At 67.6% G+C, this 13718-nt stretch carries 12 protein-coding genes; 7 read left to right on the top strand and 5 right to left on the bottom strand.

Annotated features, from left to right (window positions below; all coding sequences use genetic code 11):
* The first annotated feature begins 48 nt into the window (after positions 1-48).
* Positions 49-522, top strand: a complete 474-nt coding sequence (locus AC1RRR_RS16180; protein WP_454714258.1) for a chemotaxis protein CheW — start codon at positions 49-51, stop codon at positions 520-522.
* Here AC1RRR_RS16180 and AC1RRR_RS16175 read toward each other — a convergent pair.
* Entirely contained in the window at positions 519-1424 is a 906-nt protein-coding gene (locus AC1RRR_RS16175; protein WP_492814628.1) for a LysR family transcriptional regulator, read from the bottom strand. The genes AC1RRR_RS16180 and AC1RRR_RS16175 overlap by 4 nt on opposite strands.
* Positions 1425-1542: 118 nt before the next feature.
* On the opposite strand from AC1RRR_RS16175, the gene AC1RRR_RS16170 reads away from it, so the two are divergent.
* The 5 genes from AC1RRR_RS16170 to AC1RRR_RS16150 all read left to right on the top strand — a co-directional run bounded on the left by AC1RRR_RS16170 (position 1543) and on the right by AC1RRR_RS16150 (position 7313).
* Positions 1543-2340, top strand: a complete 798-nt coding sequence (locus AC1RRR_RS16170; protein WP_492814627.1) for a type 1 glutamine amidotransferase domain-containing protein — start codon at positions 1543-1545, stop codon at positions 2338-2340.
* A 64-nt stretch (positions 2341-2404) separates the two neighbouring features.
* Complete coding sequence (locus tag AC1RRR_RS16165; protein ID WP_492814626.1) at positions 2405-2701, top strand: putative quinol monooxygenase; 297 nt, start codon at positions 2405-2407, stop codon at positions 2699-2701.
* A 79-nt stretch (positions 2702-2780) separates the two neighbouring features.
* On the top strand, positions 2781-3881 hold the full coding sequence (locus tag AC1RRR_RS16160; protein ID WP_492814625.1) for a Zn-dependent alcohol dehydrogenase: 1101 nt from the start codon (positions 2781-2783) through the stop codon (positions 3879-3881).
* 83 nt (positions 3882-3964) lie between these two features.
* Positions 3965-6001 carry a phosphocholine-specific phospholipase C gene (locus AC1RRR_RS16155; RefSeq protein ID WP_492814623.1) on the top strand — a complete coding sequence of 679 codons (2037 nt, stop codon included), beginning with the start codon at positions 3965-3967 and terminating at the stop codon, positions 5999-6001.
* Between the two features lie 43 nt (positions 6002-6044).
* Positions 6045-7313 (top strand): M20/M25/M40 family metallo-hydrolase, encoded by a 1269-nt coding sequence (locus tag AC1RRR_RS16150; RefSeq protein ID WP_492814622.1) that lies wholly within the window; start codon positions 6045-6047, stop codon positions 7311-7313.
* Positions 7314-7433: 120 nt separating this feature from the next.
* On the opposite strand, the gene AC1RRR_RS16145 is transcribed toward AC1RRR_RS16150, so the two are convergent.
* Positions 7434-8309: a DMT family transporter gene (locus AC1RRR_RS16145; RefSeq protein WP_492815268.1), complete on the bottom strand. Its 876-nt coding sequence runs from the start codon at positions 8307-8309 to the stop codon at positions 7434-7436.
* A gap of 318 nt (positions 8310-8627) precedes the next feature.
* Between AC1RRR_RS16145 and AC1RRR_RS16140 the strand changes: the two genes are divergently transcribed.
* Complete coding sequence (locus AC1RRR_RS16140; RefSeq protein ID WP_492814620.1) at positions 8628-10163, top strand: PAS domain-containing hybrid sensor histidine kinase/response regulator; 1536 nt, start codon at positions 8628-8630, stop codon at positions 10161-10163.
* On the opposite strand, the gene AC1RRR_RS16135 is transcribed toward AC1RRR_RS16140, so the two are convergent.
* The 3 genes from AC1RRR_RS16135 to AC1RRR_RS16125 form a co-directional block, all read right to left on the bottom strand.
* Complete coding sequence (locus AC1RRR_RS16135) at positions 10160-11533, bottom strand: M23 family metallopeptidase (protein WP_492814618.1); 1374 nt, start codon at positions 11531-11533, stop codon at positions 10160-10162. The genes AC1RRR_RS16140 and AC1RRR_RS16135 overlap by 4 nt on opposite strands.
* A 258-nt stretch (positions 11534-11791) precedes the next feature.
* Positions 11792-12487, bottom strand: coding sequence for a response regulator transcription factor CtrA (ctrA, locus tag AC1RRR_RS16130; RefSeq protein WP_099581093.1), 696 nt, complete (start codon positions 12485-12487; stop codon positions 11792-11794).
* A 432-nt stretch (positions 12488-12919) separates the two neighbouring features.
* Positions 12920-13702 carry a LytTR family DNA-binding domain-containing protein gene (locus AC1RRR_RS16125; RefSeq protein ID WP_492814616.1) on the bottom strand — a complete coding sequence of 261 codons (783 nt, stop codon included), beginning with the start codon at positions 13700-13702 and terminating at the stop codon, positions 12920-12922.
* Positions 13703-13718 lie beyond the last annotated feature (16 nt).

The raw sequence follows: 13718 nt of genomic DNA, 5'->3' as shown, positions 1-13718 counted from the left end.
TGGTGGCGAACGGGGGTTCCAAGCGACCTCCGCGCTACGGAGATCGCCATGTCCAGCACCGTGTCGTACGCCCAAGGCCAGGCCCTGCAGGTCCTGTCGTTCGAGGTTGGCGCCCAGACCTATTGCGTCCCCGTCAGCGCCGTTCGCGAGATCCGCGGCGTCACTCCGCCGACCCCTCTGCCCGAGGCTCCGCCCTATGTGCGCGGCGTCATCAACCTGCGTGGCCAGGTCATGCCAGTCATCGACCTGTCGTGGCGCCTGGGCAAGGGCGCGGCGCAGGACGGCGCCCGCCAGGTGATCATCGTGGTCGAGAACCAGAACGACGTCGCCGGTCTGCTGGTCGACGCGGTCTGCGACAGCTTCACCGTCGAAGCCGAGCACATCAATGCGCCCCCGCCCCTGGGCGACGGCGAAGACTCCCCGCTGGTCTCGGCCGTGATCACCTCGGGCGAAGGCGACATGACGGTCCTGCTGGCCGTCAGCCGCATCCTGCCGGAACGCCAGGTCGCGCTCGCGGCCTAAGCCGCCACCACACTCGCCGCTACTTCCGCGATCAGCGCCCGCAGCCAGCGGTGCGCCGGATCCTGCCGGTAGCGCACGTGCCAGCCCATCTGCACCGGGAAGGTCCCCAGATCGACGGGGGCCGGCAGCACCTTCAGCCGAGCATCGCGCGTCAGATGGCGGCAGATCAGGTTCGGCAAGGTCGCGCAGTAGTCCGTGGCCGCCACCATCTCCGGCACCGCCAGGAAGTGGGTGACCGACACGGCCACCTCGCGCCGTAGCCCCCTCTGGTCCAACGCCTGGAACAGGCCCGTCCGCATTCGCCCCGGCGGCAGCACATTGACGTGCTTCAGCCGCTCGTACTGCTCGCGTGAGATCGCCTCGCCGATCTCGGGATGGTCGGCCCGCACCACGCAGGACAGGCCCTCGTCCATCAGGTGCTGCACGACCAGATTGTCCGGCGGGTCGACGATGCGCCCCAGCACCATGGCCGTGTCGCCTGACATCACCCCCGTCTCGGTCAGATCGTTGCCGAACGGCATGAGGCGCAGCCTGATGCCCGGCGCCCGCTCACGCAGCCGCATCACGATCGCCGGAGCCAGCACGAACTCGACATAGCTGTTGGGCGCGATCGTGAAGAGGCGCACGGCCTCGCCCGGATCGAAGTCCTGCTGCCCCAGGATGGCGTCGTCCAGCCGGGCCAGGGCCGCGGCGATCACCGGCGCCAGCTCCTCGGCCATCTGGGTGGGTCGCACGCCGTAGCGTTCGCGGATGAACAGCGGATCCCGCATCGTCACGCGCAGCCGTGCGAGGGCGTTCGACAGGGCCGGCTGGGTAATGCCCAGGCGCTGGGCGGCGCGGGTGACGCTGCGCTCCTCCATCAGGGCCACGAAGATCGGCAGGAGATTGAGGTCGTACCGCATTAGATATCACCATGAGCGATATCTAAAATCACATCAATAAAGTTCTGGAATACCTGCATCCGGCGCATGTTTGGCCTGTCCCGAGGGGACGCCAACCACACAGGCCAAGGAGGCCATCATGTCCAAGGGTAAGGTTCTCATCATCGGCTCGAACGCCACGCAGATCGAAGTGCGCGGCGGCCTGGGCGCCACCGGCCAATATCTGAACGAGACCGTCGTGCCGGCCATGGCGCTGGTCGCCGCCGGCTACGAGATCGTGCTGGCCACGCCTACGGGTGCGAAGCCGTACATCGATCCGGCCTCGGACGACGCCGGTCACTTCGACAACGACCAGGCCGCCTATGAGCGCGGCAAGGCCTTCTACGAGACCGATCCGGCCATGAACCAGCCGCGCACCCTGCGCTCGGTGATCGGCGAGGGCCTGGACAACTTCGTCGGCGTGTTCGTGCCCGGCGGCCAGGCTCCCGGCGTCGACCTGATGCAGGACGCCGAGACCGGCGTGATCCTGCGCCACTTCCACGATCGTGGTCAGCCGACGGCCCTGCTGTGCCACGGCCCGATCGCCATCGCCTCGGCTATCGACGACGCCGCCGGCTTCCGCGCCGCCCTGATCGCCGGCGACACCGCCAAGGCCGCGCAGCTGGCCAAGGGTTGGCCCTATGCCGGCTACAACATGACCATCTTCTCCAACAGCGAGGAGAAGGTCGTCGAGGAGCACGTCCTGCACGACAAGCTGTTCTTCACCGTCGCCGACGCCCTGGAGATCGCCGGCGGCAAGGTGATCACCAATCCGGTGAACTTCGAGCCGAACGTGATCGAGGACCGCGAGCTGATCACCGGCCAGAACCCCCGGTCGGACCATCCGCTGGCCGCGACGCTGGTCGCCGCGCTCGACCGGTCGCTGGCAGCGGCCTAATCCCTGACGGCCTGGGCGGTCGGTCGGACCGGCCGCCCGGTCTCTGAATTGAGGAACGAGAACGATGTCAAACCCCGTGAAGATCGTGGCCATCCTGACCGCCCGTCCGGGCAAGGCCGAAGCGCTGTGGACCCTGCTGTCCGGCATGGTCGCCCCCAGCCGCGCCGAGCCGGGCAACCTGCGCTGGGACATCTGGCGCGACCAGGCCGACGCGACGCGCTTCGTCCTGGACGAGCTCTATGTCGACAACGCCGCCGTGGCCGCCCACCGCCAGACGCCGCACTTCCAGGGCTATTTCGCGCGCATCAACGACCTGGCCGAGCGGACGGCGCTGGTCGCCGATCCGGTCGAGGTCGCCTGACTAAACATTTGTTCGAATTTCCCCTTCCGCTCGCCCCTCGGCGAACGCTAGTCTCCCGGCAAGTCAAAGGGAGAGACGCATGAAGGCCGCTGTTCTGCGCGAGGTGGGCAAGCCCCTCGAGATCGAGACCGTGGCCATCGGCAAGCCCGGCCCGCGCGAGGTGCTGATCCGCACCAAGGCGGCCGGCGTCTGCCACTCCGACCTGCACTTCATCGAAGGTTCCTACAGCCACCCCCTGCCCGCCGTGCTGGGCCACGAGAGCGCTGGCATCGTCGAGGCGGTCGGCGACGAGGTGCGGACCGTCAAGGTCGGCGACCACGTCATCACCTGCCTCAACCCCTATTGCGGCCACTGCGAGGTCTGCCTGACCGGGCACATGAACCTGTGCATCAGCCCGGAGACCAAGCGGCCCAAGGACGCCGAGCCCCGCCTCTTCAAGGAGGACCTTGGCGGCGGGACCGGCAAGATGGCCCAGTTCCTGAACCTGTCGTCCTTCGCCGAGATGATGCTGGTCCACGAGCACGCCTGCGTCGCCATCCGCAAGGACATGCCGTTCGACCGCGCCGCCCTGATCGGCTGCTCGGTGATGACCGGGGTCGGGGCGGTGATGCACACCTCCAACGTCCGGCCGGGCGAGACCGTGGCCGTGATCGGCTGCGGCGGCGTGGGCCTGGCCACCATCAACGGCGCGGCCATCGCCGGCGCGGGCCGGATCATCGCCATCGACCGGGTGGCCTCCAAGCTGGAGCTGGCCAAGCAGTTCGGCGCCACCGACGTCATCGACGGCTCGGCGGTCGACGATATCGCCAAGGCCGTCGTCGAGCTGACCGGCGGCGGCGTCCACCACAGCTTCGAGGCCATCGGCCTGAAGGCCACCGCCGAGGCCTCGTTCAAGATGCTACGCCGGGGCGGCACGGCCAACGTGATCGGCATGATCCCGGTTGGCACCAAGATCGAGCTGCACGGCGTCGACTTCCTGGGCGAGCGCCGCATCCAGGGCAGCTACATGGGCTCCAACCGCTTCCCGGTCGACATGCCTCGGCTGGTGGATTTCTACATGCAGGGGCGGCTGAAGCTGGACGAACTGATCTCGCGCCGGATCAAGCTGGAGGACGTGAACAGCGCGTTCGACGAGCTGAAGCGCGGGGAGCTGGCGCGGTCGGTGATCGTGTTTGATTGATCACTCTGGTCTAGTCCAGTTGTCACATCCCTGACGAATGACCCGTGCTAACTCCGGCGAAGGTTCTTCCCGGAGTGCGCCCCATGCCCCAGCTCGACCGCCGCAGCCTGCTCGCCGCCATCGGCGCCATGGCCTTGCCGCCGGCCCTGGCGCGGGCCGCCGCGATCGACGCCGACGTGCGTACGGGCACCATCAAGGACGTCGAGCACGTGGTGATCCTGATGCAGGAGAACCGCAGCTTCGACCACTATTTCGGGACGCTGAAGGGCGTGCGGGGTTTCGGCGATCGCTTCCCGACGCCCGTGCGCGATGGCCGCACGGTCTTCAACCAGACCTACAAGGACCAGCGGATCGCGCCGTTCCCGCTGGAGACCACCAAGACCTTCGCCCACATGCGGGTCGAGAGCACGCCGCACAGCTGGACCAACGCCCAGGACGCCTGGGACCAGGGCCGCATGGACCGCTGGCCGGAGTCCAAGGAGCCCTGGTCGATGGGCTATTTCGAGCGGGCCGACATTCCTTTCCAGTTCGCCCTGGCCGAGACCTTCACCCTCTGCGACGCCTACCACTGCTCGACCCAGACCGGCACCAACACCAACCGCCTGTTCCTGTGGACCGGGACCAACAACCCGGCCGGCGACCTGGGCGGTCCGTCGATCTCGAACTCGCACGACGACTTCCCTGAAAAGGGCGGCGCGGCGGACTCCTACCGCTGGACGACCTATCCCGAGCGGCTGCTGCAGGCCGGCGTGACCTGGCGGATCTACCAGGACATGGCCGACAACTTCACCGACAACCCGCTGGCCGGGTTCAAGGCCTATCGCGACGCCCACAAGGACGTTCCGGGCTCGGACGAGCGCCTGAAGGACCTGGCGCTGAGCACCTGGCACCTGGACAAGCTGCGCGAGGACGTCACGTCCGGCCGCCTGCCGCAGGTGTCGTGGATCATCGCCCCGGCCGCCGATAGCGAGCACCCCAGCCCCTCCAGCCCGGCCCAGGGCGCGGCCTATACCGCCAAGGTCATCGAGGCCCTGACCGCCGATCCCAAGGTCTGGGCGCGGACGGTGCTGATCGTCAATTTCGACGAGAACGACGGCTTCTTCGACCACATGCCGCCGCCGTCGCCGCCTTCGAAGGACGCCGACGGCAAGCTGATCGGCGGCTCGACCGTCGACATCGCCGGCATGCACCACACCGTGCGCAACCCGACCGAGGCCAAGGCCGAGCGCGACGACCTGATGCACCGGCCTTACGGCCTGGGGCCGCGCGTGCCGCTGTACGCCATCTCGCCGTGGAGTCGGGGCGGCTACGCCAACAGCCAGGTGTTCGACCACACCTCGGTGATCCGGTTCCTGGAGACGCGCTTCGGGGTGATGGAGCCCAACATCGCGCCCTGGCGACGGGCGGTGTGCGGGGATCTCACCTCGTGCTTCGACTTCAAGACCCCCAACCACCAGCCGTTCGCGCCCCTGCCGTCGGTGGCCGAGGCCGCCGCCCGCGCCGCCAAGCTGCCGGAGACCAAGCCGCCGACGCCGACCACGGTGGTCGCGCCGATCCAGGACAAGGGGACCCGCCCCTCCCGCGCCCTGCCCTACGCCCTGGCCGTGGACGGCCGGGTCAAGAGCGGCGCCATGACGCTGACCCTGGCCAATACCGGCGCCCAGGCGGCGGTGCTGCACGTCTATGACCAGCTGCGGCTGGATCAGGTTCCGCGCCGCTACACGGTTGGCCCCAAGGCCTGGCTGGAAGACGCCTGGCCGGCCGGTCCGCACGACCTGTGGGTACTGGGTCCGAACGGCTTCCACCGCCGCTTCGCCGGCGCGCTGGCGGGCGTCGAGGTCACCGCGCGGGCGGATGGCCAGGCGCTGCTGCTGACCCTCAGCAACACCGGCCGCGAGCCGCGCATCGTCAGCGTCGAAGGCGACCGGCCCTGGCGCATCACCTTGAAGGCCGGCGAGACCAAGGCCCACGCCTTCGCCACGACCCAGGGCTGGTACGACCTGACCGTCCACGACGCCGCCGACGCGACCTGGGTGCGGCGCCTGGCGGGACGGATCGAGACGGGCAAGGACTCGATCAGCGATCCGCTGATGGGCGGGGCGGCGCGACTGGCGCTGTGACCCACGAAGGTTAGGCTGGCGGCGAACTCAAGGATTCGCCGCCATGCTCCGCCCCTCCCTGCTCGCCCTGGCGCTCGCGCTGATCGCCCTGCCCGCCGCCGCGACCGATCCGGCCAAGCTCGTGACCTCGCCGGCGTTCAAGAAGGCCGTGGCCAAGCTGGACGCCGACTACGACCGCACGGTCGCCGACATCGTCACCCTGACCGAGATCCCGGCCCCGCCGTTCAAGGAAGAAGCCCGCGCCAAGGCCTATCTCGAGATGCTGAAGGCCCACGGCCTGACGAACGTCGAGATGGACGCCGAGGGCAATGTCATGGGCGTGCGCGCCGGCACGGCGACCAAGGGCAAGGGCCCGTTCGTGGTCATCGCCGCCCACCTGGACACCGTCTTCCCCGAAGGCACCGACGTGAAGGTCCGCCGCGAAGGCACCAAGCTGATGGCCCCCGGCATCGGCGACGACACTCGGGCTCTCGCCACCCTGCTCGCCTACCTCCGCGCCCTCGACGCCGCCGGCATCAAGACCAAGGCCGACATCCTGTTCGTCGGCAATGTCGGCGAAGAAGGCCCCGGCGACCTGCGCGGCACGCGGTTCCTGTTCAACAAGGGTCCGTACAAGGGCCGGATCGCCGCCTTCTTCTCGATGGACGGCTCGGACCCGTCGCGGATCGTCGACAAGGGCGTCGGCTCCAAGCGTTATCGCGTGACCTTCAAGGGTCCGGGCGGCCACAGCTACGGCGCGTTCGGCATCGTCAATCCGATGGCGGCCATGGCGCGAGCGGTGACCGACCTCTACGCCGTGCAGACGCCGAAAGAGCCCAAGACCACCTATTCGGCCAGCGTCACCGGCGGCGGCACCTCGGTGAACTCGATCCCGAACGCGGTGTTCATGGAGTTCGACATGCGCTCGGAAAGCGCCGCCGAACTGGCCAAGCTGGACCAGACCCTGGTCGGCATTCTGGACAAGGCCGTCGAAGGCGAAAACGCCGCCCGCGACACCCGCAACGGCAAGGTCAGCTACGACGCCAAGGTCATCGGCGAGCGGCCGGCGGGGAACACGCCCCAGACGGCCGAGATCGTGAAGCTGACCGCCGGCGCGATCACCGCCCTGGGCTTTTCGCCCCAGCACGAGGACAGCTCGACCGACAGCAACGTGCCGATGAGCCTTGGCATCCCCGCCGTCACCATCGGCGCCGGCGGCAAGGCCGGCCGCGCCCACGCCCTGGACGAATGGATCGACGTCGAGAAGGCCGAGAGCCTGAAGGGCATGCAGGTGGGTCTGGCCGCGCTGCTGGCGGTAGCGGGCGTGGACTAAAGATCCTCCCCCGCGATGCGGGGGAGGTGGCCCAGAGGGCCGGAGGGGGCTAGCTCGGCCTATGCAGCACTCGCCCCCTCAGTCGCTCCGCGACAGCTCCCCCGCATCGCGGGGGAGCAGCTACTTCGCCGCCTTCCGCGTCACCAGCCAGATCCCCGCGCACACCAGCGCCAGCGCCGCCGCGTTCTTCCAGGCCAGCACCGGCTCGTGCAGGAACACCGCCGACAGCAGGACCCCGAACACCGGGATCAGGAAGTTGAACACCGCCAGCATGCCGACCGGGTTGTGCTTGATCAGCAGGCTCCACAACGCAAACGCCGCCGCCGACAGCGCGGCCATATAGGCCAGCAGGGTCAGCGACCGCACATCGAATCCGCCTAGATGACCGCCCGCGACCTCGCCGGTCGCCAGCAGCGCCGTCCCGCCGATGGCCAGCTGCCAGCCGGTCATCACCATCGGGTCGATCTTCTGCGAGATGCTCTTGCCCCAGATCGAGGCCGCCGCGAGCACGAAGGCGGCGACGACCACGAAACCCTCGCCCAGCAGGCTGAACTCGAAATCGAGGCCCTTGCCGCCCAGGTTCACGGCCAGCACGCCGGCGAAGCCCAGCAGACAGCCGGCGACCTTGCGCGGCGTCAGGCGGTCGTCCTTGAACAGGAAGTGGGCCAGGATCACGCCGAAGAACGCGCCGGTGGCGTTCATGATCGACGACTTGACGCCCGTGGCGTGGGCCAGGCCGACATAGAAGAACACGTACTGCACGGTGGTCTGGAACAGGCCCAAGCCGATGATCCGCCCGACCTCCGCGCGCGGAATGGCGACCGGCTTGCGGTTCAGCACCGCCAGCACCAGCAGGATCAGCCCCGCCGCCAGGAACCGCCAGCCGGCGAACAGCATCTGCGTCGCCGTGTCGGTCTTGGCCACGTGCAGCAGCGCGTAGCCGGCCTTCACCGCCGGAAAGGCGCTGCCCCACAGCAGGCAGCACAGCACAGCCATGCCGATGACGAAACGCTTGTCGCGGTAAAGGTCGGTCGAAGAACTGGACAAACGGCGTCTCGGCGCAAGGTGAAGCGCCGCTTCTAGGGCGTGGGGCGCGGCGCTTCAATCACGGCCACTGCTTGACGCTTACGGAAATATTCGTCGACTCTATTTGAATAACGACGTTATCCGCGCCAGGCATTTCCCCTGATCCGGGAGACATATCGACACAGGAGCCAAGTCTTTTCAGACAATCTCCCCAGGGTTGTTCCCACATCCCAAGCGTCACTGATATCGATGTTCTGGTATTCGGCATAAGTGAGGCATTGAGCGGGGATGACCCAGGCGACAGTCCACAAGACCCTGTCCGAGGACATCATCGCCTTCTTCGACGTCTCGCTGGACCTCTTGATCATCCGCGACATCGAAGGCCGCGTGCTCAAGGCCAGCGGGTCCTGGCTCACAAAGCTGGGTCACGACCCCGCCGAGATGGTGGGCCAGAAGCTGCTGCGCCTGGTGCATCCCGAAGACATGCCCGGCACCCTGACCAGCGTGATCGAAGTCGAGAGCCGCAAGGACGGCGACCCGGTCGTCGGCTACGTCAACCGCTACCGCCACAAGGACGGTCACTACCTGACCTTTGAGTGGCGCGCCCAGCGGCTGGGCGACCGCATCTATGGCGTGGCCCGCGACGTCACCGAACGGGTGGCGGCCGAGCGCGCCCTGGTCGAGGCCAAGGCGGCGGCCGAGGCCTCCAACCGCGCCAAGACCGACTTTCTTGCGAACATCAGCCACGAGATCCGCACGCCGCTGAACGGCGTCATCGGCATCGTCGACGCCTTGTCACGCACGCCGCTCAGCGCCGACCAGGCCGAGATGGTCGGGCTGATCCGCGATAGCGGCGCGACTCTGGAGCGGCTGGTCTCCGACTTTCTCGATGTCGCCAAGATCGAGGCCGGCCAGCTGCGGCTGGAGGAGCGCGCCTTCGAGCTGGACCACGCGTTGCGGCCAGGTATCGAGGTCATGCGCCATCGCGCCGAGGAGAAGGGCCTGGCCTTCCAGGTCGTCGGCGAGCTGGCCAATGGACAAGGGGGCCGTTACCTGGGCGACGGCACGCGGATCGGCCAGGTGGTCGGCAACCTGCTGTCCAACGCCATCAAATTCACCGAAACCGGCGGCGTCACGCTGCACATCACGCGTGCGGCGGCCGGCCTGACGCTAGAGATCGAGGACACCGGCATCGGTTTCGACGCCGAACACGCCGCGGGCCTATTCGCCCGCTTCCACCAGGCCGACGCCTCGATCAGCCGCCGGTTCGGCGGCACGGGCCTGGGCCTGGCGATCTGCCACTCGCTGGTCGAGATGATGGGCGGACGGATCTCAGCGGTCTCGACGCCGGGGGCGGGCAGCCGCTTCACCGTCTTCCTGCCCCTGCCGCCGGTCGATATGGCGCCGGAGGTCCGCGAGACTCCGGCCGCGCCGCTCGAGCCGTCGGATGCGCCTCTACGGGTGCTGCTGGTCGAGGATCACCCGACCAACCAGCGTGTCGCCCAGCTGATCCTGGCGACCCAGGGCGCGGACGTCGTCACGGTCGGCGACGGCCTGGACGCCATCGACGCCTTCAAGGCCGGGACCTTCGACGTAGTGCTGATGGACATGCAGATGCCGCGCATGGACGGCCTGGAGGCCACCCGCACGATCCGGGCCCTGGAGCTGGAAGCCGGCGCGGTCCGCACCCCGATCATCATGCTCAGCGCCAACGCCTTGACGGCGCACCGGGAACAGACCCTGGCGGCGGGCGCGGACCTGCATGTGTCGAAACCGATTACGGCGGCGAACCTGCTGGCGGGGATCCAGGCGGCGGTGGGTTAGCGCAGCTTGACCTTTTCCAGGTCCGCCTGAGCCAGCTTCGGCGTATCCTCGCCGCTGACCGCCTCACCACCCGCCGCCAGCATGCGGTCGATGCGCGACTTCTGCGACTTGAACGAGGCCAGTTCCGAGCCGGCCAGGATGGTGCCTTGCGGCACCTTGGCGCCGATCGGATTGACGCGCTCGCCCTTAAGCCAGACCTCGTAGTGCAGGTGCGGACCGGTCGCCAGACCCGTCGCGCCGACATAGGCCACCACCTGGCCCTGGCGCACGCGCGTGCCGGCGCGGATGCCCGGGGCGTAGCGCGAGATGTGGCCGTAGCCGGTGTCCCACTGGCCCGAGTGGCGGATGCGCAGCCAGTTGCCGTAGCCGCTCCAGCGGCGAGCTTCCAGCACGACGCCGTCGCCGGCGGCCAGGATCGGGGTGCCGGTGCCGGCCCCGAAGTCGACGCCCTTGTGCGCGCGGGTATAGCCCAGCACCGGGTGCTTGCGCGCGCCGAACACCGAGGTGATCCGCGCGCCATCCACCGGGGTGCGCAGCAGGAAGCCTTTGATGTTCTTGCCGAACTCGTCGAAGAACTGGCTCTTGCCGTCGCTGTCCTTGCGGTCGAAGGCGTAGAACTTCTGGCCCTTCACTTCGGCGTATTCGAGATCGCCGGCCTCGATGGTGCGGCCGCTCTCGGTGACCTTGCGGTCGAACACCAGGCAGAAGCGGTCGCCTTCCTTGATGTCGCGCGAGAAGTCGATCTTGTGCGAGAACAGCTTGGCGGCCTGGCTGATGATCGCCGGCGTGCCGCCGACATTGGCCACGCTCTCATAGAACGAGCCGTTCATCTCCCCGCAGGCCACTTTCTGCTCGTCGCGGACCTTCTCCTCCAGCTCGCGCAGGCGCATGGCGCCGTCGAAGGTGCGCGAGACGGTCAGGGTCGAGGACGGGCTGGCCCGCATGGACAGGCCGATCAGGCGGGCCGGGCCGCGCTGGCCGCGACGCTGGGCGATGGCGGCCTCGAAGGCCATGCCGGCCTTGATGTTCACGGTGTCGATCGCGCCTTGCAGGGTGGCGACGACGGCCTGAGCGTCTTCCGGAGCCACGCCGGCGCGCTGCACGGCGCCTTGCAGGGTCTCGCCCGGGCGCACCTTGACGGCGACGTTCTCGGGACGCTCGAAGCCGGGCTGGGCCTCGGCGCTGGCGAAGGCGACATGCTGCAGGGCGACCAGGGCGGCCGGATCCAGCGCGGCCTTCTCCGTCCCCGGAGTCTTGGCGTCGTCGGCGGTCAGCTTCCAGCCCAGGCTCAGGGCGGCGAGCCCGGCCACGGCGGTGAAAACCCTCGGCGCCCAGCGCGTTGCGCTGCGTCGCGGATCAAATTCCTGCATCGTGCCCCCGTCGGTTCGATGCCGCGCAAGTCAAAATGACACGGCCGGGTAGCCCCCCAGCAACTGTCGGGCCGGAACATGGTTTCCCCCGCTCTCGGCGGCAAGGACTATTCGGCGCTTCGGTCGTTTTGTCACGGCATGGTTAACGTCGGTTAACAGCCGAAACGTAACCATATGATCGATAAAAGAAAACGCCCACCGTTGCCGGTGGGCGCTTTGGGTACGCTTTTACTGTTACGCTTACTAAGTCGTCCGAGATCAGGCCGCGTTGACCTGTTCGTTCGGGTCGCGCAGCACGTAGCCGCGGCCCCAGACCGTCTCGATGTGGTGCTTGCCATGGGCCGAGGCCGCCAGCTTCTTGCGCAGCTTGCAGATGAAGACGTCGATGATCTTCAGTTCCGGCTCGTCCATGCCGCCATACAGGTGGTTCAGGAACATTTCCTTGGTCAGGGTCGTGCCCTTACGCAGGGAAAGCAGCTCCAGCATCTGGTATTCCTTGCCGGTCAGGTGAACGCGGTTGCTGTTCACTTCGACCGTCTTGGCGTCCAGGTTGACCACGATGTCGCCGGTCTTGATGACCGACTGGGCGTGACCCTTCGAACGACGGACCACCGCATGGATGCGGGCGATCATCTCGTCCTTGTGGAAGGGCTTGGTCATGTAGTCGTCAGCGCCGCCCGAGAAGGTCTTCACCTTCGTATCGATTTCCGACGAGCCCGACAGGATCATGATCGGCGTGTTGATCTTCGCGACCCGCAGGGTGCGCAGAACATCGATGCCGCTCATATCCGGAAGATTGAGGTCGAGCAGAATGAGGTCGTAGTCGTAGATCTTACCCAGATCCACGCCTTCCTCACCCAGATCCGTCGTATAGACGTTGAAGCCTTCAGACTTCAGCATCAGTTCGATGGTCTGCGCCGTCGCGCTGTCATCCTCGATCAACAGTACGCGCATGAGCCCCTCCACGCCAATCCTGGCGTATTCGAACGTCTTAGGCGGAAGTCCGCCGATAAACCCTGCGGCCACTGTGGCGTAGAGTTAATTTAAGACTGGTTAATGGTGAATGTTTCCGTTGGTCGAATGGTTAATCTGATTTGCGAATCGGGTGCAAGCGGCCCGCGGCCCCTTGGTCACATTGGTCGCAGGCGTCGCAGGCGCCTCTCGGAAACCCCTAATTCGGCGGTAAAGATCCCTAAAATCCGTGCGCTTGCAACGATCCGAACGGCGTTACGCCAGTAAGGCTCAGCTGCCTTTCCGTTCGCTCATGAGGCGAGATTGCGGCGTTCCGTCGCGGGAATTTGAACGACATGCTCGCGCTTGGCGGGTGGCGATCCGGAGGTTGAAGCTGAGCTATTCCGGCCAGGCCGCGACGCCCCGCCGCAGGGTCTAGGCGGGATTTTCTTCGGCCAGCCAGCCGGCGGCCCGCAGCTTGGCCACCGAGGCGCGGCTGACCGGGGCGGTTTCGCCGTCGACGAGCTTAAGGCGAAGGTTCCGGCCGTCCTTCTCGACGCCCGTGATCGCCCGCCGCGCCACCCACCACGAGCGGTGGACCTGCAGGCCCTCGATCCCGGACAGGCCGGAGGTCACCCGCGCCAACGGCCCCATCTCCAGCCGCGAGCCATGCTCGGTGCGGATCCGGACATAGTGGTCCTCCATCCGCAGATAGAGCACCGCGCCCGGATCGGGCGCCGGGGCGGCCACGGGGACCAGCCCCTCGCGCGCGGGCGTGAGCGTGCGTGTATGCGTGCGTATGCGGAGGAAGTAGTAGGCCAGCACGATCGGCGTCGTGATCGCCACGCACTGTCCGTACCACTCCAGCGGCGGCACGGCGTGCTCGATCTGCGGCCAGATGGCGATCGCCACGATGCGCAGCGGCAGGCCCTGGACCGCGCTGCCCAGCAGGATGACCGGCGGGACCACCGCCCAGTCCGGTGCGCCAAGCCGGTGCGCGCCCGCCGCCGCCAGCCGGGTCACGATCCCGAAGAACACCATCCCGCTGGAGATGGTCCCGATCCAGTAGGCGATCCGCATCGGTGGGTTGTCGTTGAAGAAGCTGCCAAACGGCCCCATCAGCCCCAGCAGCAGCCCGATCCCCACGCCCACGGTGAGGTCCACCGCCCATTCACGGGCGGTCCCCAGCAGTGGTGGCTTGGAAGCAGAGGCGCTCATGCCCTTCGTATAGATC

It is taken from the genome of Caulobacter sp. GW821-FHT12D05, assembly GCF_058807295.1.
This window is presented reverse-complemented; position numbering and strand designations above follow the sequence as displayed.

What these genes read in the sequence shown, in the direction of transcription:
- AC1RRR_RS16180 (WP_454714258.1), top strand. Translation starts at nt 49, where the DNA reads ATGTCCAGCACCGTGTCGTACGCCCAAGGCCAGGCCCTGCAGGTCCTG.
- AC1RRR_RS16175 (WP_492814628.1), bottom strand. Translation starts at nt 1,424, where the DNA reads ATGCGGTACGACCTCAATCTCCTGCCGATCTTCGTGGCCCTGATGGAG.
- AC1RRR_RS16170 (WP_492814627.1), top strand. Translation starts at nt 1,543, where the DNA reads ATGTCCAAGGGTAAGGTTCTCATCATCGGCTCGAACGCCACGCAGATC.
- AC1RRR_RS16165 (WP_492814626.1), top strand. Translation starts at nt 2,405, where the DNA reads ATGTCAAACCCCGTGAAGATCGTGGCCATCCTGACCGCCCGTCCGGGC.
- AC1RRR_RS16160 (WP_492814625.1), top strand. Translation starts at nt 2,781, where the DNA reads ATGAAGGCCGCTGTTCTGCGCGAGGTGGGCAAGCCCCTCGAGATCGAG.
- AC1RRR_RS16155 (WP_492814623.1), top strand. Translation starts at nt 3,965, where the DNA reads ATGCCCCAGCTCGACCGCCGCAGCCTGCTCGCCGCCATCGGCGCCATG.
- AC1RRR_RS16150 (WP_492814622.1), top strand. Translation starts at nt 6,045, where the DNA reads ATGCTCCGCCCCTCCCTGCTCGCCCTGGCGCTCGCGCTGATCGCCCTG.
- AC1RRR_RS16145 (WP_492815268.1), bottom strand. Translation starts at nt 8,309, where the DNA reads ATGGCTGTGCTGTGCTGCCTGCTGTGGGGCAGCGCCTTTCCGGCGGTG.
- AC1RRR_RS16140 (WP_492814620.1), top strand. Translation starts at nt 8,628, where the DNA reads ATGACCCAGGCGACAGTCCACAAGACCCTGTCCGAGGACATCATCGCC.
- AC1RRR_RS16135 (WP_492814618.1), bottom strand. Translation starts at nt 11,533, where the DNA reads ATGCAGGAATTTGATCCGCGACGCAGCGCAACGCGCTGGGCGCCGAGG.
- ctrA (WP_099581093.1), bottom strand. Translation starts at nt 12,487, where the DNA reads ATGCGCGTACTGTTGATCGAGGATGACAGCGCGACGGCGCAGACCATC.
- AC1RRR_RS16125 (WP_492814616.1), bottom strand. Translation starts at nt 13,702, where the DNA reads ATGAGCGCCTCTGCTTCCAAGCCACCACTGCTGGGGACCGCCCGTGAA.